At 74.1% G+C, this 18,614-nt stretch carries 23 protein-coding genes; 16 read left to right on the plus strand and 7 right to left on the minus strand.

Annotated features, from left to right (window positions below; translation table 11 throughout):
* The first annotated feature begins 47 nt into the window (after window positions 1-47).
* From ACQP2Y_RS27080 to ACQP2Y_RS27120, 9 genes are read left to right on the plus strand one after another with little or no spacing between them, the layout of a single operon-like run.
* Window positions 48-1,190, plus strand: coding sequence for a 4-hydroxybenzoate 3-monooxygenase (locus ACQP2Y_RS27080; protein WP_433717842.1), 1,143 nt, complete (start codon window positions 48-50; stop codon window positions 1,188-1,190).
* A complete protein-coding gene (locus ACQP2Y_RS27085; RefSeq protein ID WP_433717843.1) occupies window positions 1,187-1,990 on the plus strand; it encodes a CoA transferase subunit A in 804 nt (267 codons plus the stop codon). The genes ACQP2Y_RS27080 and ACQP2Y_RS27085 overlap by 4 nt, the downstream gene beginning before the upstream one ends.
* Window positions 1,987-2,745: a CoA-transferase subunit beta gene (locus tag ACQP2Y_RS27090; RefSeq protein WP_433717844.1), complete on the plus strand. Its 759-nt coding sequence runs from the start codon at window positions 1,987-1,989 to the stop codon at window positions 2,743-2,745. Before ACQP2Y_RS27085 ends, ACQP2Y_RS27090 begins: the two co-directional genes overlap by 4 nt.
* Window positions 2,742-3,413, plus strand: coding sequence for a protocatechuate 3,4-dioxygenase subunit beta (gene pcaH / locus ACQP2Y_RS27095; RefSeq protein WP_433717845.1), 672 nt, complete (start codon window positions 2,742-2,744; stop codon window positions 3,411-3,413). The genes ACQP2Y_RS27090 and pcaH overlap by 4 nt, the downstream gene beginning before the upstream one ends.
* Window positions 3,410-3,925, plus strand: coding sequence for a protocatechuate 3,4-dioxygenase subunit alpha (pcaG, locus tag ACQP2Y_RS27100; RefSeq protein ID WP_433717846.1), 516 nt, complete (start codon window positions 3,410-3,412; stop codon window positions 3,923-3,925). The genes pcaH and pcaG overlap by 4 nt, the downstream gene beginning before the upstream one ends.
* Window positions 3,900-5,306: a lyase family protein gene (locus ACQP2Y_RS27105; RefSeq protein ID WP_433717847.1), complete on the plus strand. Its 1,407-nt coding sequence runs from the start codon at window positions 3,900-3,902 to the stop codon at window positions 5,304-5,306. The genes pcaG and ACQP2Y_RS27105 overlap by 26 nt, the downstream gene beginning before the upstream one ends.
* Window positions 5,303-6,070 (plus strand): 3-oxoadipate enol-lactonase, encoded by a 768-nt coding sequence (gene pcaD, locus ACQP2Y_RS27110; RefSeq protein ID WP_433717848.1) that lies wholly within the window; start codon window positions 5,303-5,305, stop codon window positions 6,068-6,070. The genes ACQP2Y_RS27105 and pcaD overlap by 4 nt, the downstream gene beginning before the upstream one ends.
* Window positions 6,063-6,443, plus strand: coding sequence for a 4-carboxymuconolactone decarboxylase (gene pcaC, locus ACQP2Y_RS27115; RefSeq protein WP_360542698.1), 381 nt, complete (start codon window positions 6,063-6,065; stop codon window positions 6,441-6,443). Before pcaD ends, pcaC begins: the two co-directional genes overlap by 8 nt.
* Before the next feature lie 16 nt (window positions 6,444-6,459).
* Window positions 6,460-7,245, plus strand: coding sequence for an IclR family transcriptional regulator domain-containing protein (locus ACQP2Y_RS27120; RefSeq protein WP_433717849.1), 786 nt, complete (start codon window positions 6,460-6,462; stop codon window positions 7,243-7,245).
* Here ACQP2Y_RS27120 and ACQP2Y_RS27125 read toward each other — a convergent pair.
* The 4 genes from ACQP2Y_RS27125 to ACQP2Y_RS27140 all read right to left on the minus strand — a co-directional run bounded on the left by ACQP2Y_RS27125 (window position 7,226) and on the right by ACQP2Y_RS27140 (window position 9,641).
* Window positions 7,226-8,281 carry a diguanylate cyclase domain-containing protein gene (locus ACQP2Y_RS27125; RefSeq protein WP_433717850.1) on the minus strand — a complete coding sequence of 352 codons (1,056 nt, stop codon included), beginning with the start codon at window positions 8,279-8,281 and terminating at the stop codon, window positions 7,226-7,228. The two genes, ACQP2Y_RS27120 and ACQP2Y_RS27125, sit on opposite strands and share 20 nt — an antisense overlap.
* A 48-nt stretch (window positions 8,282-8,329) precedes the next feature.
* Window positions 8,330-8,815, minus strand: coding sequence for a nucleoside 2-deoxyribosyltransferase domain-containing protein (locus tag ACQP2Y_RS27130; protein WP_433717851.1), 486 nt, complete (start codon window positions 8,813-8,815; stop codon window positions 8,330-8,332).
* 167 nt (window positions 8,816-8,982) lie between these two features.
* A complete protein-coding gene (locus ACQP2Y_RS27135) occupies window positions 8,983-9,339 on the minus strand; it encodes an STAS domain-containing protein (RefSeq protein ID WP_360827912.1) in 357 nt (118 codons plus the stop codon).
* A complete protein-coding gene (locus tag ACQP2Y_RS27140) occupies window positions 9,336-9,641 on the minus strand; it encodes an STAS domain-containing protein (protein WP_360827909.1) in 306 nt (101 codons plus the stop codon). The genes ACQP2Y_RS27135 and ACQP2Y_RS27140 overlap by 4 nt, the downstream gene beginning before the upstream one ends.
* Window positions 9,642-9,764: 123 nt before the next feature.
* On the opposite strand from ACQP2Y_RS27140, the gene ACQP2Y_RS27145 reads away from it, so the two are divergent.
* The 4 genes from ACQP2Y_RS27145 to ACQP2Y_RS27160 are packed head-to-tail and all read left to right on the plus strand — an operon-like array spanning window position 9,765 to window position 12,734.
* Complete coding sequence (locus ACQP2Y_RS27145; RefSeq protein WP_433717852.1) at window positions 9,765-10,442, plus strand: response regulator transcription factor; 678 nt, start codon at window positions 9,765-9,767, stop codon at window positions 10,440-10,442.
* Complete coding sequence (locus tag ACQP2Y_RS27150) at window positions 10,439-11,791, plus strand: sensor histidine kinase (protein WP_433717853.1); 1,353 nt, start codon at window positions 10,439-10,441, stop codon at window positions 11,789-11,791. The genes ACQP2Y_RS27145 and ACQP2Y_RS27150 overlap by 4 nt, the downstream gene beginning before the upstream one ends.
* A complete protein-coding gene (locus ACQP2Y_RS27155; protein ID WP_433717854.1) occupies window positions 11,788-12,342 on the plus strand; it encodes a GerMN domain-containing protein in 555 nt (184 codons plus the stop codon). Before ACQP2Y_RS27150 ends, ACQP2Y_RS27155 begins: the two co-directional genes overlap by 4 nt.
* 11 nt (window positions 12,343-12,353) lie before the next feature.
* Window positions 12,354-12,734: a hypothetical protein gene (locus ACQP2Y_RS27160; protein ID WP_433717855.1), complete on the plus strand. Its 381-nt coding sequence runs from the start codon at window positions 12,354-12,356 to the stop codon at window positions 12,732-12,734.
* Here the strand turns inward: ACQP2Y_RS27160 and ACQP2Y_RS27165 are convergent.
* Window positions 12,719-14,125, minus strand: coding sequence for a PLP-dependent aminotransferase family protein (locus ACQP2Y_RS27165; RefSeq protein ID WP_433717856.1), 1,407 nt, complete (start codon window positions 14,123-14,125; stop codon window positions 12,719-12,721). The genes ACQP2Y_RS27160 and ACQP2Y_RS27165 overlap by 16 nt on opposite strands.
* Window positions 14,126-14,175: 50 nt before the next feature.
* Here ACQP2Y_RS27165 and ACQP2Y_RS27170 point away from each other — a divergent pair, with 50 nt between their 5' ends.
* Genes ACQP2Y_RS27170 through ACQP2Y_RS27180 form a run of 3 tightly spaced genes read left to right on the plus strand, consistent with a single transcriptional unit; the run spans window position 14,176 to window position 17,103 of the window.
* The gene (locus ACQP2Y_RS27170) at window positions 14,176-15,111 is read left to right on the plus strand and encodes a DMT family transporter (protein ID WP_433717857.1); all 936 of its coding nucleotides are present in this window, start codon (window positions 14,176-14,178) and stop codon (window positions 15,109-15,111) included.
* Window positions 15,108-15,785 carry a B3/B4 domain-containing protein gene (locus ACQP2Y_RS27175; RefSeq protein ID WP_433717858.1) on the plus strand — a complete coding sequence of 226 codons (678 nt, stop codon included), beginning with the start codon at window positions 15,108-15,110 and terminating at the stop codon, window positions 15,783-15,785. The genes ACQP2Y_RS27170 and ACQP2Y_RS27175 overlap by 4 nt, the downstream gene beginning before the upstream one ends.
* Before the next feature lie 37 nt (window positions 15,786-15,822).
* Complete coding sequence (locus ACQP2Y_RS27180) at window positions 15,823-17,103, plus strand: hypothetical protein (protein WP_433717860.1); 1,281 nt, start codon at window positions 15,823-15,825, stop codon at window positions 17,101-17,103.
* 56 nt (window positions 17,104-17,159) lie between these two features.
* Here the strand turns inward: ACQP2Y_RS27180 and fliQ are convergent, their stop codons facing one another.
* Complete coding sequence (gene fliQ, locus ACQP2Y_RS27185; RefSeq protein ID WP_360542727.1) at window positions 17,160-17,429, minus strand: flagellar biosynthesis protein FliQ; 270 nt, start codon at window positions 17,427-17,429, stop codon at window positions 17,160-17,162.
* A gap of 68 nt (window positions 17,430-17,497) precedes the next feature.
* Window positions 17,498-18,463 carry an adenosine deaminase gene (gene add / locus ACQP2Y_RS27190; protein WP_433717861.1) on the minus strand — a complete coding sequence of 322 codons (966 nt, stop codon included), beginning with the start codon at window positions 18,461-18,463 and terminating at the stop codon, window positions 17,498-17,500.
* Window positions 18,464-18,614: the final 151 nt, after the last annotated feature.

Consider the following 18,614-nt stretch of genomic DNA (forward strand, 5'->3'; position numbering starts at 1 on the left):
TGGTCTGCCTCACGTCAACGACCATCATCGATTAACCGGAGGTCGCCGTGCGCACGCAGGTCGGCATAGTCGGGGCGGGCCCGGCGGGGCTCGTCCTCGCCCGGTTGCTGCAGCGGGCCGGGATCGACGCGGTGATCCTGGAACGCCGCTCGCGATCCTATGTGGAGAGCCGGGTTCGTGCGGGGGTGCTCGAACACGGCACCGCCCAGCTGCTCGACGAGCTCGGCGTGGGACAGCGGATGCGCCGGGAGGGCATGGTGCACCGCGGCATCGAGCTGCGCTTCGGCGGCGAGAGCCACCGGATCGACCTGGAAGCGCTCACCGGCAGGACCATCACGGTGTACGGCCAGCAGGAAGTGGTCAAGGACCTGATCGCCGCGCGGCTGGCCGACGACCTCCCGCTGCACTTCGAGGCCGAGGTCACCGCCGTCGACGGCACCGTGCTGGAGTACGAGCAGAACGGCGTCCGGCACCGCCTCGAGTGCGACTTCGTGGCCGGCTGCGACGGCTCGCACGGGGTGGCCCGCCTCGCCGTGCCCGACGGCGCGCTGCGGACGGCCGAGCGCGAGCACCCGTACGCGTGGCTCGGCATCCTGGCCCGCTCCCCCGCCGCCGCCGAGGAGCTGGTCTACGCCTACCACGAACGCGGCTTCGCCCTGCACAGCATGCGCACCCCGGACATCATCCGGCTCTACCTGCAGGTGCCGCGCGACACCGACCTGGCCGACTGGCCCGACACCCGGATCTGGGACGAACTGCGCACCCGGCTCGACCTGCCGCTCAAGGAGGGCGAGATCCTGGAACGCGGCATCACCGGGATGCGCAGCTTCGCGGTCGAGCCGATGCGCCACGACCGGCTCTTCCTGGCCGGCGACGCGGCCCACATCGTCCCGCCGACCGGCGCCAAGGGCATGAACCTGGCCATCGCCGACGTGCGGGTGCTGGCCGAGGCGCTCACCGCGCACTACCGGGAACGGACGGACGAGCTGCTGGACAGCTACTCACGGACCTGCCTCAAGCGGGTCTGGCAGGTGCAGCGCTTCTCCAACTGGATGACCACGATGCTGCACCGCCACGAGGGCGACGACGAGTTCGGCCACCGCGTCCAGCTCGCCGAACTGGAGTATGTGACCGGTTCCACCGCGGCCGCGACCACCCTCGCCGAGAACTACGTGGGACTCCCCCGGTGAGCGCCCGGATCGTCCCGCTCGCCGACGCGATCGCCGAGCTGGTGCACGACGGCGACACCGTCGCGCTGGAAGGCTTCACCCACCTGATCCCGGTGGCCGCCGGCCACGAGATCATCCGGCAGGGCCGGCGCGGGCTGACCCTGGTCCGGATGACCCCGGACATCGTCTACGACCAGCTCATCGGGGCCGGCTGCGCGGCCAAGCTGGTGTTCTCCTGGGCCGGCAACCCCGGCGTCGGGTCGCTGCACCGCTTCCGCGACGCCGTCCAGCACGGCTGGCCGGCGCCGCTGGAGATCGAGGAGCACAGCCACGCGGGCATGGCCAACCGGTACGTCGCCGGCGCGTCCGGCCTGCCCTTCGCCGTGCTGCGCGGCTACCTCGGCACCGACCTGCCGGAGCACACCGCCACCATCGCCCCGATCACCTGCCCGTTCACCGGCGAGACGCTCACCGCGGTGCCGGCGCTGAATCCGGACGTCGGCATCGTGCACGCCCAGCGGGCCGACCGGGCCGGCAACGTGCAGTTCTGGGGCATCACCGGGGTGCACAAGGAGGTCGTGCTGGCCTCGGCCCGGTCGCTGGTCACGGTCGAGGAGATCGTGGACGAGCTGACGCCGGTGCCCGGCGCGGTGGTCCTGCCGGGCTGGGCGGTCACCCGGGTCGCGCACGTGCCCGGCGGCGCGCATCCCTCGTACGCGATGGGCTACAGCGACCGCGACAACGACTACTACCAGGCCTGGGACAAGATCAGCCGGGACCGGGAGGCGTTCTCGCAGTGGCTGACGGGAGTGACGGCATGAGCTGGACCGCGGACGAGATGATGACCGTCGCGGCGGCCCGGGCCCTGCGCGGCGGCACCCGGTGCTTCGTCGGCATCGGCCTGCCCAGCACGGCGGCCAACCTGGCCCGCCGTACCCATGCCCCGGACCTGGTCCTGGTCTACGAGTCCGGCACGATCGGCGCCAAGCCGGACCGGCTGCCGCTGTCCATCGGCGACGGCGTGCTCGCCGCGACCGCCGACGCGGTGGTCAGCGTCCCGGAGATGTTCAACTACTGGCTGCAGCCCGGCCGGATCGGCGTCGGCTTCCTCGGCGCGGCCCAGATCGACCGGTACGGCAACATCAACACCACCGTCATCGGCGCCGACTACGCCGACCCCGGGGTACGGCTGCCCGGCGCGGGCGGCGCCCCGGAGATCGCGGCGTCCTGCGGCGAGGTGATCGTGGTGGTCCGGCAGAGCCCGCGGACGTTCGTCGACCGGGTCGACTTCGTCACCTCCGTCGGTCACGGCCGCGGTCCCGGCGACCGGGCCCGGCTGGGCCTGCGCGGACGCGGCCCGGTCCTGGTCATCACCGACCTGGGCGTGCTGGAGCCGGACCCGGAGACCCAGGAGCTGGCCCTGACCCGGCTGCACCCCGGCGTCACGGTCGAGCAGGCAGTCGCGGCCACCGGCTGGAAACTGCGCGTCGCCGACCCCCTGACCAGCACCGAGCCGCCGAGCGAGGACGAGCTGACCGCCCTGCGCGCACTGACCGGAGCGAAGGAGAACCCATGACCGTGCACCCGCCGCTGCTGTCCCCCGGCTACAAGTCGACGATCCTGCGGGCCCCGCACCAGGCGCCGATCCTGCTGCCGCACACGCTCACCGAGCTGACCGGGCCGGTGCTGGGCGAGGGCCCGGTGGCCGCCGCGGACGCCGACCTGACCCTGGACGGCACCGGCGAGGCGCAGGGCCAGCGGATCGTGGTGCACGGCCAGGTCCGCGACACCGACGGCCGGCCGGTGCCGGACACCCTGGTCGAGGTGTGGCAGGCCAACGCGGCCGGCCGCTACCTGCACAAGTGGGACCGGCATGACGCGCCGCTGGACCCGCACTTCACCGGTGTGGGCCGCACGATGACCGACGCGCAGGGCAACTACCGCTTCGTGACGGTGAAGCCGGGCGCGTACCCCTGGGGCAACCACCCGAACGCGTGGCGGCCCGCGCACATCCACTTCTCGCTGTTCGGCCGGGCGTTCACCCAGCGCCTGGTCACCCAGATGTACTTCCCGGACGACCCGCTGTTCGCCTACGACCCGATCTACCACTCGGTGCCGGAGTTCGCCCGCGACCGGCTGGTCGCCGGCTTCGACCTGGGCGCCACCGTCGAGTCGTGGGCGCTGGGCTTCCGCTTCGACATCGTGCTCAGCGGGGCGGCCGCGACGCCGATGGAGACCCGATGAGCACGAACGCGACGCCGTCGCAGACTGTAGGGCCGTACCTGTCGATCGGGCTCACCTGGGACGAAGGCCCGCACGTGGTCGCGGCCGACGCGCCCGGGGCCGTGTGGTTGCGCGGCGAGATCCGCGACGGCCGCGGCGACGTGGTGAAAGATGCCCTGGTGGAGACCTGGCAGAGCGACCCTTCGGGCCGCTTCCACACCCCCGGCTTCCGCGGCCTGGGCCGCTGCGCCACCGACGACGACGGCCGGTACGCGATCCGCACGGTCAAGCCGGGCGTGGTGCAGGACCAGGCCCCGCACCTGGACATGTCGGTGTTCGCCCGCGGGCTGCTGCACCGGGTCGTCACCCGCGTCTACTTCGCCGACGAGCCGGCCGCCAACGAGGCCGACCCGGTCCTGGCCCGCGTCCCGGCCGACCGGCGCGGCACCCTGATCGCTTCGAAGTCCCAGGACGGCTACCGCTTCGACATCACCCTGCAGGGGCCCGATGAGACCGTCTTCTTCACCATCTGACGCCGCCGGGCTGTTCGACGGGGTCCTGGCCGCCGGCGACGTGCGCGCGGCCGTGGCCGACGCGGCGTGGGTGCGGGCGATGCTCGACGCCGAGGCTGCGCTGGCCCGTGCGGCCGCCCGGTGCGGGATTGCCACGGCCGAGGACGCCGCGGCCGTCACGGCCGCCTGCGCGAGCCTGGAGGTGGACCCGGGCGAACTCGGTGCCGAGGCGACCGGTACGGGCAACCCGGTGGTGCCGCTGATCAAACGGCTGCGGGCGGCGGTACCGGAGCACGTGGCGCCGCTGGTGCACCGGGGTGCGACGAGCCAGGACATCGTGGACACGGCGGCGATGCTGGTCGCGCAGCGGGCGCTCGGGCCGCTGCTGGCCGATCTGGCCGCGGTGACCGAGCTGACCGCGGCGCTCGCCGACCGGCACCGGGGGACGGTGATGGCCGGGCGGACTCTGCTGCAGCAGGCGCTGCCGACGACGTTCGGTCTGGTCGCGGCGGGGTGGCTGACCGGACTCGACAGTGCACGACGCCGGCTGGTCGAGGTCCGGGAGCACCGGCTCGCGGCCCAGCTCGGCGGGGCTGCCGGCACGCTCGCGGCCTTCCAGCCCAGCGACCCGCCGGCCGGCCGGACCGGAGAAGCCGCGCACCGCGGAGGCGGCGGGCAGTCGGCGGGCGCCGCAGACATCGGCGATGTCGGGGTCTGCATGCTGGGGGCGTTCAGTGCCGAGGTCGGGCTGCCGGAGCCGGATCTGCCGTGGCACACCGAGCGCACCCGCATCGCCGACCTGGCCGGGGCGCTCGGCGCCGCGGCCGGCGCGATCGCCAAGGTCGCCCGAGATCTGGTGCTCCTAGCCCAGACCGAGGTGAACGAGGTGGCCGAGGGCGGCGACGGCGGCGGCTCGTCGACGCTGCCGCACAAGCACAACCCGATCGCCGCGATCAGCGCCGCCGCCGCGGCCGCGCAGGCGCCCGGGCTGGTCGCCACCCTGCTCGCCGCCATGGCGCACGAGCACCAGCGGGCCGCCGGCGACTGGCACGCCGAGTGGCAGCCGCTGCGGGCGCTGCTCACCTCGACCGGGTCGGCCGCCCATCAGCTGCGCCGGGCCTTGACGGACCTGCGGGTGGACGCCGCCCGGATGCGCGCCAACCTCGACCTCACCCACGGCGCCCTGCTGGCCGAACGCGTCGCTGGGGCGCTGCGGCCGAACCTGGGCACCGAGGCGCACGCGGTGGTCCGCGCGGCCGTCGCCCGCGGCGACCTGAGCACCGACCCCGCGATCACCGCCCACCTGGACCCGGCCCACCTGGCCGACCTCCTCGCGCCCGAGACCTACCTGGGCAGCTCCGACGTCCTGATCGACCGCGCCCTGAAAGCAGCCCGACGATGAGCGCGGTCGCGGTGCATCACCGCATTGACGGGCCGCCCGACGCTCCCCCGCTGCTCATGATCAACTCGCTGGGTGCGGACCTGAGCATGTGGGAGCCGCAACTGCCCGAGCTCAGCGCAAGGTTCCGGGTGATCCGGTACGACGCGCGCGGTCACGGTCGTTCCCCCGTACCCCCGGGTCGGTATGGTCTGGCCGATCTCGGGCGGGACGCGCTCGCCCTGCTGGACCGGCTCGGGGTCGCGCGGGCCCAGGTCGTCGGCCTGTCGCTCGGCGGGATGACCGCCATGTGGCTGGCCGCGCACGCGCCCGAGCGGGTCGACCGCCTGGTGCTGTTCTGCACGTCCGCCCGGCTCGGGCCGCCGGCCGCCTGGGCCGAGCGGGCCGCGACGGTCCGGGCCGGGGGCACCACCGCGGTCGCCGACGCGGTCGTCGCCCGCTGGGTCACCCCGGGCTACGCGGCGGCCCATCCGGACGAGGTGCGGCGGCTGCGGGACATGGTCGCGGCGACCCCGGCGATCGGGTACGCGGGCGCGTGCGCAGCGATCGAGGACATGGATCTGCGGCCCGACCTGCCCGGTGTCACCGCCCCCACGCTGGTCGTCGCGGGGGCCGACGATCCGGCCACCCCGCCCGCCCACGGTGCCGCCATCGCCGCCGCGATTCCCGGTGCCCGGCTCGAGGTCGTCGCGGATGCGGCGCATCTGGCCAGTTTCGAGCAGGCAGCGACCGCGAACCGACTCATTCTGGAGGCGCTCGATGGCTGACGACTACACCGACGGCATGGCCGTGCGGCGCGAGGTGCTCGGTGATGCGCACGTCGACCGGGCGGTCGCGGCCACCACCGGCTTCACCGCGCCGTTCCAGGAGTACATCACCCGGGCCGCCTGGGGGCAGGTGTGGACCCGGGAGGGCCTGGACCGGCGTACCCGGTCCTGTGTGACGCTCGCCCTGCTCACCGCCCTGCAGTGTCATGACGAGCTGGCGATGCACGTACGGGCCGCCCGCCGCAACGGGCTCAGTCCGGACGAGATCGCCGAGGTGCTGCTGCACACCGCCGTGTACGCGGGCGTGCCCGCCGCCAACGCCGCTTTCAAGATCGCCGAGGCCGTGCTGGCCGACGACGGGTCCGGGGCGTGACGCGGTGGTCGCAGCGATGAGTGACGACGTGCGCGAGCCGCACTTCGTGCAGTCCCTGGAACGCGGGCTCGCCGTCATCCGGGCGTTCGACGCCCACCACCGGGAGCTCACGCTCAGCGAGGTGGCCCGCATCTGCGACCTCACCCGGGCCGCCGCCCGGCGCTTCCTGCTCACCCTGACCGACCTCGGCTACGTCCGCACCGACGGGCGGCTGTTCTCGCTGACGCCGCGGGTGCTGGAGCTGGGGTACGCGTTCCTGTCCAGCCTGTCCCTGCCCGACGTGGCCGAGCCGCACCTGGAGCAGCTGTCCGCCGAGGTGCACGAGTCGTCGTCGGTGTCGGTGCTCGACGGTGACGACGTGGTCTACGTGGCCCGGGTGCCGACCCGGCGGATCATGACCGTGGCGATCAACGTGGGTACCCGGTTCCCGGCGTACGCTACCTCGATGGGCCGGGTGCTGATCGCCCACCTCCCCGCCGAGCAGGTCGAGGCGTATCTGTCGCGGGTACGGCTGGAGCGGCTCACCGCGCGGACGGTCGGGTCGGTCGCTGAGCTGCGGGCCGAGCTGGCGCGGGTCCGCGAGCAGGGTTACGCGATCGTGGACCAGGAGCTCGAGGAGGGGCTGCGCTCGATGGCCGCGCCCGTCGCCGACCGATCCGGGGCTGTCACCGCCGCCGTCAACGTCTCGGTGCACGCCAGCCGTACCTCGGTGGCCGCGATGCGGGCCGAGCTGCTGCCGCCGCTGCGGGCCACCGCCGAGCGCATCACGGCCGACCTGCGGGTCACGAGACCGGGGCGTTAGCCCGGCGCTTCTCCCTGTACATCTCCGCGTCCGCGGTCGCCACCAGCCGGGAGAAGTCCTCGCCGGCCCGGCCGATCGCATAGCCGACGCTGGCGCCGATGCGGTGCACGCCGGTGCTGCCGACGATCGGCTCGCGGATCGCCTCGCGCAGCCGCTGGGCGGCCTCCGGCAGGGCCCGGGCCAGGTCGTCGCCGGTCAGCACCGCGACGAACTCGTCGCCGCCGGTACGGGCCAGCACGTCGTCGGGGCGCAGGTGGTGCTGCAGGCGCTGGGCGACGATCCGCAGCACCTCGTCGCCGGCCTCGTGCCCGGCGTCGTCGTTGACCTTCTTGAAGCCGTCCAGGTCCACCACCAGCACCCCGACCTGCGGCGCGCCCTGGGCCGGCAGGGCGTCGATGCTGGTCTTGAGCAGGGCCCGGTTGGCCAGGCCGGTCAGGCTGTCGTGGGTCGCCGCGTACTCCGCCTCGGCCTGGCTGCGCTCGAGCTGCGAGTGCAGCCGGGCGTGCTGGATGGCGATGGCGGCGTGCTCGGCGAAGAAGGCGAGGATCTCCTGCTGCTGGGCGTCCGGGCGGCGCCCGTCGTCGGGCAGGTCGACGCTGAGCACGCCGACCCATTCCCCGGACGGCGCCATCAGCGGCGCGAACAGGCAGTCCAGCGGGTGCCAGAGCTCCGGGTCGTCGGTCGCCTCGATGTCCGGGACCCAGACGTAGAGCGACTCGGGCACGCCGTTGCGGTGGTCGACGAAGTAGAGCGAGCCCCAGCGCTCGGCGCGGCGGAACAGCTCCCGCCAGTTCTCCGCCGAGCCGCGGGTGCCCAGCAGCTCCCGGCGCAGGTCGTCGCTGCCGGCCACGGCCACGGTGGTGTAGTCGCCGTTCTCCTCGGCCAGGTTGACGGCGGCGAGGCCGAAGCCGGACGCCTCGACGACCCCGCTCGCAACGGCGTCCAGGGTCTGGGTGAGGTCCAGGCTGGCGTGCACGCGCTTGGTCACCGCGTGCAGGGCTCGCAGGGCCTGCAGCTGCGGATCGGAGGCCGTCACCCGCGCTCCTTTCGCCACACCGTGATCAACCGACCGTAGTGCATCCGCCTACGCCTCGTGGACCCCGCTCATCGGCGATCGGCCGGGTGAGCTGAGCACTTCGGCCGCCCGCACTGTGGCGGACAGCGTGTCGTGGATCCGCAGGCCGGGGCGGGCCAGGGCGAGCTGCACCTCGACGTCGTGCCGGCGCGGATAGCCCGGGTCGGCCCCGACCGCCAGCGGGACCCCGCGGGTGACGTGCACGCCCAGCTCGTACAGGGTGATGGGCTGGACGCTGCCGCCCGGGGCGAACCAGAACAGCACCACGTCGGCCCGGTGCAGGTGGGTGTGCTCCCAGGTGATCTGCTCGGTGGCCGCGTCCGGGTCGGCGAGGTCGAAGGTGGCGCGGCGGGGATCGAGGACGGTCAGCCCGGGCGTGTCGCGCAGCAAGGCCACGGCCTGCGACTGCCAGTCGGGGCAGTCCGTGATGCCGCCGGCCAGGAAGAGCACCGGGCCGGGCCCGTCGTACCGCTGCGGCGCCTGCACGTATCGCACGGTTGCCACGGTAGCCGTCACACAACCGTCATGTGGCCGCGGGCGGAACGCCATGTGCGTACCTGATCATGGGCCCGGATGACGCGGTCGCGTGGCCGCGCCGCTCGTGTGCCCCCGCGAGTGGCGGCGCCCGCGGCCGCGGCATCCCCTACCGGCGCCCGCGGCTGTCAGCGGGGGAACTCGGCGCGCAGCCACTCCAGGGCAGCCGGGCAGTCGTCGAAGATCGGGAACAGCCCGTCCACGTGCATCGTGTGCAGCACAGTGATGACGAACCGCGACGGACCGGCCAGGACCACGAGCCCGTCCCGGCGCCGGGCCCGCCGGTGCGCGCGCACCAGCAGACCGAGCCCGACGTCGTCCAGGGTCGGCACCTCCGTCAGGTCCACGACCACGTGCGGATGCCGGTCGACCGCGTCGGTCAGGCTTTCCCGCAACGTCGGCGCCACCGTGGCGTCCATCCCGGCCCGCACGTGCACGACCACGGCGTCCAGCCGTACGTCCAGCTCCACCTCGGGTGCGGTCATCGGGCCTCCTCGACCTCGAGCACGTGGTCCACCCGGGCCAGACCCAGCATCCGGCGGACCCGCGCGCCCGGGGCGCGCAGCGTCAGCCGGGCATCGGCGCGGATCAGCTCCCGGTGCAACTGCAGCAGCACCACGATGGCAGCCGCGTCTATCCGCGGGCTGTGCCGCAGGTCGACGATCAGCCGAGCCGGGCGCCCGGCCACCGCGTCCCGGAACCGGGACTGCCACCGGTCGACCGTCGCGCCGGCCAGCGCCTCGGTGACGACCACGGTCGTCTCCTGCATCGCGTGCTCACCGCTCACAGCTGCAAGGTTCGACCCGGTGTGTGGCGGGTGGTCCGCAGCCGTATGACGGTTGCGTGACAGTCCGGTCGCGCCCGCGCCGGTCCTTTGGCGGCACGCGGCCGGGCGGGGATGATGCAGAGCATGTCAGCAGTGCTGGTGATCGAGGACGACGACCGGATCCGGCTGTCGCTGGTGCTGGCGCTGGAGGACGAGGGCTACGAGGCCACCGGCGCCCCGACCGCCGAGGAGGGCATCGCCGCGCAGCGCCGTAAGCCCGCCGACACCGTGCTGGTCGACCTCATGCTGCCGGGCATCGACGGCTTCGAGTGCATCCGGACCCTGCGCCGCACCCACGACGTGCCGATCGTGGTGATCAGTGCCCGCGACGACACCCACGACATCGTGGCCGCGCTGGAGGCCGGCGCCGACGACTACCTGGTCAAACCGGTCGCGGTGAAGGAGCTGACGGCCCGGCTGCGGGCGCTGCGCCGCCGGGCCCGGGCCGGGGCCGGTGACGAGGTCCCGGTGCTGCGCTTCGGCGACCTGGAGATCTCCCCCGAGGCCGGTGAGGTCCGGCTGGCCGGCACCCAGGTCGCCGTCACCCGTACGGAATTCCAGCTGCTGTGCGAGCTGGCCGAACATCCGGGCCGGGTGCTGTCGCGCCACCAGCTGCTGCAACGGGTCTGGGGCTACGACGGTGGTGACGAGCGGCTGGTGGACGTGCACGTCGGCCGGCTGCGGCAGAAGATCGAGGACGGCGAGGGCGCCCCGCGGCACCTGGTGACCGTCCGCGGCCTGGGCTACAAGCTGCAGCGATGAGGCGCGCCGGGCTGCGGGTACGGGTGGTCGCCGGTTTCGCCGCGGGCGCGCTGGCCCTGTCGGCGACGATGGCGCTGGCGTCGTACCAGGTGGCCCGGCAGTCGCTGATCAAGGAGCGGGAGCGCACCGCCGTGCGAGCCGCGTACGACGACGCCGCCGTGGTCCGGGCCGGCCTGGGCGCCACCACCCGCCCGGATGTCGCCGCCGTGCTCCGCGTCCTGGACACCGGCGAGAGCCGCCGCGCGCTGCTGCAACGCCAGGGCAACTGGTACGCCCTCAAGGCCGACGAGGGCAGCACCGGCGCGATCCCGGTGGCCCTGCAGCGGCAGGCGGCCGCGGGTACCGCCTCGGTGCAGCGGATCCGCACCGGCGGACACGCCAGCATCGTGGTGGCGGTGCCGCTCGCCCCCGGCGACGTCTTCTACGAGGTCGACTCGCTGCGCGAGCTGGAGCACACCCTGAGCGTGCTGACGGTCGTGCTGACCCTGGTCGCGATGGGCACGGCGGTGCTGGGCGCCGGGCTCGGCTGGTACGCGAGCCGGTACGTCCTGCGCCCGCTGCGCCGGGTGGCCGACGCCGCCCAGGAGATCGCCGGCGGCGCCTCGAAGTACCGGCTGGACCCGGCGGCCGAGCCCGACCTGGCCCGGCTCACCACGTCGTTCAACCACATGGTCGACGAGCTGTCGGCCCGGCTGGAACGCGACCGCCGGTTCGCCGCCGACGTCAGTCACGAGCTGCGGTCCCCGCTGCAGACCCTCGCTGCGGCGGCGAGCGTGCTGGAGCGCCGCCGCGAGCACCTCGACGAGCGCACCGCCACCGCCGCGGGCCTGGTCACCCAGGAGATCGCGCACTTCCAGCAGCTGGTCAACGACCTGCTGGAGCTGTCCCGCAGCGACCGGCCGGCCGCCCGCACCACCACGGACGTGGCGGACCTGGCCCGGCAGGTGTGCCGGGAACGCCGGTTGCCGGCGACGATCGTGGCGGCCGACGGCGAGTCCCGGTGGAGCGTGGACCGGCGCCGGGTCGGGCAGCTGCTCGGCAACCTGCTGGACAACGCCCGCGCGTACGGCGGTGGCCCGGTCGCGGTGAGCCTGCGCCTGGACGGTGACGTGGGCCGGATCGACGTCGACGACGAGGGTCCGGGGGTCAGCCCGGAGGACAAGCCGCTGATCTTCGACCGGTTCGTCCGGGGCCGGTCCGCGGGCGCCCGGGCCGACTCGGGTGGCGCGGGGCTGGGTCTGGCCCTGGTCGCCCAGCACGCGGCCGCGCACGGCGGGACGGCTGCGGTGCTGGACCGGCCCGGTGGCGGCGCCCGCTTCCGGGTGGACCTGCCGGGGTGCCGCCCATGAGACGCGCCAGGATCCTGGGGACGCTGACGCTGGTCGTGCTGGCCGTGGCCGGGTGCGGGGTGCCGCTGGACGCCGAGCCGCGCAGCCTGGGCGCCTCGGGCCCGGTGGACCGGTCCGGCAGCCCGGCGGCGCAGGTGGCCGGCTCGACGGTGCTGCGGCTCTACCTGGTCCGCGACGGCCGGCTCGTCCGGGTGCCGCGCCGGGTGCCCGCACCGCTGACCCCGGCCCAGCAGCTCGACGCCCTGCTGGCCGGTCCGACCGCGGAGGAGAGCGAGGACGGGCTGTCCAGCGCGCTGACCACGACGACCGTGACGAGGATCGACCTGGCCGGCCGGCGCGCCACCGTCACCCTGGGCGACCGCGCCGGGCCGGGGGTACGCAGCGACGAGGTGCTCGCGTTCGGGCAGATCGTCTGCACGCTGACCAACCTGCCGGACGTGGGCACGGTGTCCTTCATGGCGGACGGCGCGCCGCTGTGGGTGCCCCGCTCGGACGGTTCACTGGCCGACACCCCGCTGACCATCGCCGACTACAGCAGCCTGCTCGACTGACGGCGCCGACGATGGCTTACGAGGTGGAGGTCGAGCGGGCGTTCCGGGCCCGGCAAGGGCTGCCGTCACCGGTACGGCAACGCCGCGGGCTGTCCCCGCTCGAGCCGGGCGCCGACGTCGAGGTGGTGCTGCGAGCAGCCGTGGCTTTCGACGACGCCCAGCTCACCGAGCGCGGCTGGTTCTTCGACACCGACGAGCTGGCCGAACGGCTCGACGGCTGGGCGCAGGTGCTCGGGACCGGCGTGTGGACGGCGCAGTTCGCCTTCCGGCCCACGTTCGAGCTGGTCGCCCGGCACCTCTTCGGCGAGCTGGCCGCGGAGGTGCCGCAGCTGGCCTGGGTCGAGCTCCAGGACCGGACCTTCGGCAGCCGTACCCGTTATCGGGTGCGCTGAGCGCCCAGCACGCGTCCCATCCGGCGGGCGGCCTCCAGCAGGCGGTCCGGGGGCAGGGCGGCGTAGCCCAGCACCAGGCCCGGCGGGCCGTCGAGCAGCCGGTGCCAGGAGAGCGGGTGGACGCGGACGCCGTCCTCCTCGAGCCGGCGCGCCAGCTCGGTGTCGTCGGTCGGCCCGGGCAAGGTGATGAGCAGGTGCAGCCCGGCGGCGACGCCTTCGACGCGCGCGTGGGGCACGTGCTCGCGCAGGCCGTGCAGCAGGGCGTCGCGGCGGCGGACCTGCCGGCGGCGGACCGTGCGCAGGTGACGTTCGTAGTCGCCGCCGGCCAGCAGGTGGGCGAAGATCAGCTGGGGCAGCGCCGGGTTGCCCAGATCGCTGGCGTGCTTGGCCGTGACCAGGTCGGCGTGCCGGGCGCGCGGCGCGATCAGCCAGCCCAGGCGCATGCCCGGGGCCAGGGACTTGGAGACGCTGCCGGTGTAGGCCACCCGGTCGGGCGCCGAGGCCTGCAGCGCGGCGACCGGCGCCCGGTCGTAGCGGTGCTCGGCGTCGTAGTCGTCCTCGATGATCAGGCCGGGCCGGGCCAGCAGGGCACGGCGCCGGGCCGGGCTCAGCACCACCCCGGTCGGGAACTGGTGGGCCGGGGTGAGCAGCACGGTCTCCAGCCCAGTAGCGGCGAGCCGGTCGACCCGCAGCCCCTCGTCGTCGACCGGGACGGGCACCGGGCGCAGCCCCCAGTGGGCCAGCTCGTCGCGGGTGCCCCGGGAGCCGGGATCCTCGACCGCCACCTCGGTGCCGCCGCGGGTCCGCAGGGTCTGGGCCAGCAGCGCGAGGGCCTGGGCGACGCCGCTGACGACGATGAGGTCGTCGGGGCCGGTCTGCACGCCGCGGGTCCGCGCCAGCCAGCCGGCCAGCTCGCCGCGCAGCCGCGGGTTGCCGCGCGGGTCGCCGTAGCCGAGGTCGGCGTTGGTCGCGGTCGCGAGCACGGCCCGCTCGGCGCGCAGCCAGGCCGCCCGGGGAAAGGCCGACAGATCCGGTACGCCGGGAGAGAGGTCCAGGTCGACGCCGGGTGAGGGCGGCAGCGGCAGCCGCATCGCGGACGGCTCCCGGGGCCGGCTCTGCGTCTGGGGCTGGGCCGCCAGCCCGGTCACCACGGTCCCGGCCCCGGTGCGCCCGCTGAGCAGCCCCTCGTCGGTCAGCCGCTGGTACGCCTCCACGACAACCCCGCGGGACAGCCCGAGATCACCGGCGAGCGCCCGGGTCGCCGGCAGCCGGGCCCCGGCGGCCAGCCGGCCGTCGCCGATCGCGGCGCGCAGCGCGTCGACCAGCCAGGCCGTCACGCCCTTGGCCGGTGCTGCGCCGGGATGCAGCTCCAGGAAGTCGATTTGGTCCACTCCTCGAACCGAAGATTGGTCCTTCCTGCTGGACCATACTCGCGTCGAACATGGTTCGTGTGTCCCGTTTCCTGCCCCTCGCCGCCGGGTCCGCGGCCATGTCCTGCGTCGGCGGCAGCGTCGCCGTCTCCGCCGAGATCGCCGACGCCCCACTGTTCACCATCCAGGCCCTGCGGTACGCGCTGGCCTGCCTGCTGCTGCTCGGCTTCGCCGCGTTGAGCCGCAAGCAGCCGGTCCGCCCGCGCGGCACCGAATGGCTCTGGCTGGCCGGCATCGCCGCGACCGGCCTGGTCATCTTCAACGTGGCGCTGGTGCAGGGCGCCCGGCACGCCGAACCCGCGGTGCTGGGCGTCGCGGTCGCCTGCGTACCGGTGCTCCTCGCCGCGATCGGCCCGCTGCTGGAAGGACGCGGCCCGGCGCCGGCGGTCCTGGCCGGCGCGGTCGTGGTGACCGTCGGCGCCGGGCTCGTGCAGGGTATGGGCCGCACCGACGGCATCGGGCTGCTCTGGGCGGTGGTCGCCTTCGCCTGCGAGGCGGCGTTCACCCTGCTCGCCGTTCCGGTCCTGGGCCGGCACGGCCCGGTCGGGGTGTCCGTGCACGCCACGTGGCTGGCGGCGGTGATGCTGGCGGTGCTGGGTGTGCTGCACGAGGGCCCGGCCGCGGCGCTCCGGCTGACCGGGAGCGACCTGGCCGCCGGGGCGTATCTCGCGGTCGCGGTGACAGCGGTGGCGTTCGTGCTCTGGTACGCCTGCGTGTCGCGGCTCGGCGCCGGGCGGGCCGGGCTGCTCACCGGCATCGCCCCGATCGCCGCCGCCCTGGCCGGGATGGCCCTGGGCGGACCGGCGCCCCGCCCGCTGGTCTGGGCCGGCATCGCCGTCGTGGCCCTGGGCCTGGCGATCGGCCTGCGCACCACCGCCGGGAAAAGTCCTGGCCGGCCGCTCACGGGCCACCGTCCGGTGCCCGCACTCACCGGGGAGATCGCATGAGGTTCCGGCATCACGACGACATCTGGCGGGAGTTCCCAGCTCTTGCCGCGGGCGCTCTGCTGGTGACGGCCGCACCCACCCCCGCGCACGCCGCCGAGGTGGTCGCGCAACAGCTCACGGTCGCGCGCGAACGGCTCGCGGCCGGTCCCGAAGGCCAGTTCCCGGAGATCCAGGCGTGGCGGCGTGCGTTCACCGCCCTGGGCGTCAGAGCCACCCAGTACCGCTGCGCCTCCGAGTCGCTGCTGCGCCGGCTGCGGCGCGACGGTGAGCTGCCCGCGGTGCATCCACTGGTCGACGTCTGCAACGCGATGTCCGCGGCGTTCGCGATCCCGGTCGCCGCGCTGGACGTCGCCCGGATCGACGGTGACCTCGAGGTCCGGCACGCCACCGGGGACGAGACCTACCTGACCTTCGGCGGCGAGAAGGAGCACCCGGCGCCCGGCGAGGTGACGTTCGCCGACACCGCCGGCAACGCCCACGCCCGGCGCTGGACCAACCGGCAGAGCGGGCTCTCCGCCGTCACCGCGGACACCACGACCGCGCTCATCGTGGCCGAGGCCCTGCACGAGGGCGCGGCCGCCGACATCGCCCGGCTGACCGCCGCGCTGGCCGAGGCATTGGGGGCGGAACGGGTGTCCGTTCTCACCCGGGACGCGCCCGGATTCACGATATAGTCACCCACGTCGATGCCCTCTGGTGAAGGCAGGTCCGATGCGTCTCGTCACCGTGATCGCAGTCAGCGCGGCGCTCCTGGCCGTTCCCCAAGCCGCCACGGCCGCAGGCCCCGCGGCGTGTTACGACCGCACAGCCCCCGTCACCTACGAGGAGGGCCGGATCGAGACCCCGGCCTTGCCCGGTGGGACGCGGGTGCCGTACGAGCTGGTCGAGGCGGGTGGTTTCACGCCGTACGCGCGGGCTCTGACGGGGTCGCTGTGCCGGACGCGGTCGGTCGCCGACGCCCAGCGGGTGCTGCGGCGCGAGGGCGACCGGCTGTGGCGCACGGCCGTGCTGCGGGCGCAGGGCAAGGTGCGGATGGGCACGATCGAGCGGTACGACGACCGCCCGCTGTACTGGACCCGGCTGATGGGCACGCGTGACCTGCGGCAGTGGCAGCCCGCGTTCCCGCTCACCGACGCCCAGCGCGCCGGCCTGCTGCGGACGTACGAGTACGCGGCCCGCGGGGTCTCCTCCACCGACTTCGCGCGCGGGGTGCGGCGGGTGCTGGTCAGCGGGTTCGACCCGTACCAGCTGAACGGGGAGATCCGCCGGTCGAACCCGTCCGGGGCGTCGGCGCTGCAGCTCGACGGCCTGCGCTTCACCGTGGCCGGCCACCGGGTGCAGGTGCAGGCCGTGGCGCTGCCGGTGACATGGAGCGGCTTCGACGCCGGCATCGTCGAGGACACCTTCGGGCCGTACCTGACCGCCCGGTCCCGGCAGCGCGCCGACCTGATCATGACGATCAGCCAGGGCAACCGCGGCCTGATGAACATCGAGCAGTGGGCCGGCGCCTGGCGCGGCGGCTCGCCGGACAACAACAACGAGGGCGTGGCCGAGCCGGTGCCCCCGGCGCCCCGCTGGCCGCAGCCGCAACCCCAGCCCGAGTTCATCGAGACGACGCTGCCGTGGGCGGCGATGGTCGCGGCCGGGACCGGCCCGTGGCCGACGGCGCTGAACCCCCGGCTGTGCGAGTGGCCGGCTGGCACCCGCCCGGACCCGGCCGCGGTGCGGTGTCACAACAACGGTCCGACCCCCGGGTCGCAGGCCCAGTCCGGTGGCGGCGGCAACTACCTGTCCAACGAAAGCATGTACAGGTCCAACCGTCTGCGGCTGGCGCTGGGCGCGACCGACGTCCCGGGCGGGCACCTGCACATCTCGGCGCTGGTCTACCCGGCCGACCCGCTGGTGCTCATCGACGAGGCCTTCGCCGCCGACCGCGCGGCGACCATCGACCAGACCGTAGAACTGGTGAAGGCGGCGGCCTCGGCCGTGTGACCCGGACAAACGAAAAGGGCCGCCCATCGGGCGGCCCTTTTTCGATGCTGGCGAGGTCAGCCGATCAGCGTCGGGATCTTCTCGAACAGCTGCGTCGTGAACGTGACCATCTCGTGCAACATCCAGTTACCCGAGAACAGGATCGCCGCACCCACGCCCACAGCCTTCGGGACGAACGACAACGTCGCCTCCTGGATCTGCGTGACCGACTGGAACAACGAGATCGCGAAACCGATCAGCAGCGCGGTCAGAAGCACCGGCGCGCACATCTTCGCGGCGATGGTCATGGCCTGCAGCCCCAGCTCAACGATCTGCGTGTCCGTCATGCCATCCCCTTCGGGCTCCCGCCGAAGCCGGAGAGCGCAGAACGGGGGCGCCACGGTTGCCGTTCGGTTCAGGCCTCCGGAAAGCTCAAGTCGGCGAAAGCGGCCGTCGCGGACTGCCGGGCGACCAGGCTCAGCTGCTCGTCGGTGAGGCCGGTGGCGTAACGGGCCAGGGCGTGCTCCTGGGACAGGGTGACGTCACTGACGCGCGGGTTGTCGGTGTTGAGTGTGACCCCGACTCCCGCCGCCAGCAGCGTGTGGATCTGGTGGTCGCGGTAGCCCGGCGCCGCCCCGGTCTGGGTGTTGCTGGTCAGCGCCACCTCCAGCGTCACCCCGGCCCGGGCCAGGTCCTCCAGCAGGCGCGGATCCTCGGCGGCGCGTACGCCATGGCCGATCCGCTCGGCGCCGAGGTCCTCGACCGCCGCCCGGACGCTCTCCGGGCCCGCCGCCTCCCCCGCGTGCACCGTGATGTGCAGTCCCGCGTCGCGAACCCGGGCGAACGCCGGGGCGAACAGCGCGGCCGCGTACCCGGCCTCGTTGCCGGCCAGGTCGACCCCGCACCACACGGCACGCCGGGTGAGGAACGTGGCGACCTGTTCCAGGGCGCGTTCCGGCCCGAGGTCGCGCAGGATCGTCGCGATCAGGCCGACTTGCAGCCCGGTGCCGCGGCTGCCGGCCGCGACACCGTCGGCGACCGCGTCGATCACCGCGGCCGGCGCAAGGCCGGTCTGCTGCTGGATGAAGTACGGGCTGAAACGCAGCTCCACGTAGTCGAGGCCGTCGTCGAAGGCGTCCTCGACCGCCTCCCGCCCGGCCCGCCGCCAGTCGTCGAGGGTCCGGAAGACCCCGATCTCGTCGTCGACCTTGGCCAGGTACGGCAACAGCCCACCCAGCGGCCCGTCCGCGACGAGCAGGTCCCGCGGCCGGGGTTGCGCCGCCAGCGGATGACCGTCACGGCGGGCCACATCCAGGAACGTGCTCGACCTGATCGAGCCCTCCAGGTGCCGGTGCAGGTCGATCAGTGGGCGCGTCGCCATATCGCTCGGTCCCTCCGGAACTTGGTTGCGAAACGGTGGTTTCCCGCCGTGTCACCTCTCACGGATGGATCTTGTCAGCCGGTCCGGCGGCGACGCCGATGGGGCACAGGTGGCCGGGACGCTCCGGCCGCCCACTGTCCCGACGACCGGA

This window comes from Actinoplanes sp. CA-051413 (assembly GCF_050955795.1).
In the GTDB taxonomy this organism is placed as follows: domain Bacteria; phylum Actinomycetota; class Actinomycetes; order Mycobacteriales; family Micromonosporaceae; genus Actinoplanes.

What these genes read in the sequence shown, in the direction of transcription:
- ACQP2Y_RS27120 (WP_433717849.1), top strand. Translation starts at nt 6,460, where the DNA reads ATGAGTGACGACGTGCGCGAGCCGCACTTCGTGCAGTCCCTGGAACGC.
- ACQP2Y_RS27160 (WP_433717855.1), top strand. Translation starts at nt 12,354, where the DNA reads ATGGCTTACGAGGTGGAGGTCGAGCGGGCGTTCCGGGCCCGGCAAGGG.
- ACQP2Y_RS27105 (WP_433717847.1), top strand. Translation starts at nt 3,900, where the DNA reads ATGAGACCGTCTTCTTCACCATCTGACGCCGCCGGGCTGTTCGACGGG.
- pcaC (WP_360542698.1), top strand. Translation starts at nt 6,063, where the DNA reads ATGGCTGACGACTACACCGACGGCATGGCCGTGCGGCGCGAGGTGCTC.
- ACQP2Y_RS27175 (WP_433717858.1), top strand. Translation starts at nt 15,108, where the DNA reads ATGAGGTTCCGGCATCACGACGACATCTGGCGGGAGTTCCCAGCTCTT.
- add (WP_433717861.1), bottom strand. Translation starts at nt 18,463, where the DNA reads ATGGCGACGCGCCCACTGATCGACCTGCACCGGCACCTGGAGGGCTCG.
- ACQP2Y_RS27145 (WP_433717852.1), top strand. Translation starts at nt 9,765, where the DNA reads ATGTCAGCAGTGCTGGTGATCGAGGACGACGACCGGATCCGGCTGTCG.
- pcaD (WP_433717848.1), top strand. Translation starts at nt 5,303, where the DNA reads ATGAGCGCGGTCGCGGTGCATCACCGCATTGACGGGCCGCCCGACGCT.
- ACQP2Y_RS27090 (WP_433717844.1), top strand. Translation starts at nt 1,987, where the DNA reads ATGAGCTGGACCGCGGACGAGATGATGACCGTCGCGGCGGCCCGGGCC.
- ACQP2Y_RS27180 (WP_433717860.1), top strand. Translation starts at nt 15,823, where the DNA reads ATGCGTCTCGTCACCGTGATCGCAGTCAGCGCGGCGCTCCTGGCCGTT.
- ACQP2Y_RS27135 (WP_360827912.1), bottom strand. Translation starts at nt 9,339, where the DNA reads ATGACCGCACCCGAGGTGGAGCTGGACGTACGGCTGGACGCCGTGGTC.
- ACQP2Y_RS27150 (WP_433717853.1), top strand. Translation starts at nt 10,439, where the DNA reads ATGAGGCGCGCCGGGCTGCGGGTACGGGTGGTCGCCGGTTTCGCCGCG.
- pcaG (WP_433717846.1), top strand. Translation starts at nt 3,410, where the DNA reads ATGAGCACGAACGCGACGCCGTCGCAGACTGTAGGGCCGTACCTGTCG.
- pcaH (WP_433717845.1), top strand. Translation starts at nt 2,742, where the DNA reads ATGACCGTGCACCCGCCGCTGCTGTCCCCCGGCTACAAGTCGACGATC.
- fliQ (WP_360542727.1), bottom strand. Translation starts at nt 17,429, where the DNA reads ATGACGGACACGCAGATCGTTGAGCTGGGGCTGCAGGCCATGACCATC.
- ACQP2Y_RS27170 (WP_433717857.1), top strand. Translation starts at nt 14,176, where the DNA reads ATGGTTCGTGTGTCCCGTTTCCTGCCCCTCGCCGCCGGGTCCGCGGCC.
- ACQP2Y_RS27155 (WP_433717854.1), top strand. Translation starts at nt 11,788, where the DNA reads ATGAGACGCGCCAGGATCCTGGGGACGCTGACGCTGGTCGTGCTGGCC.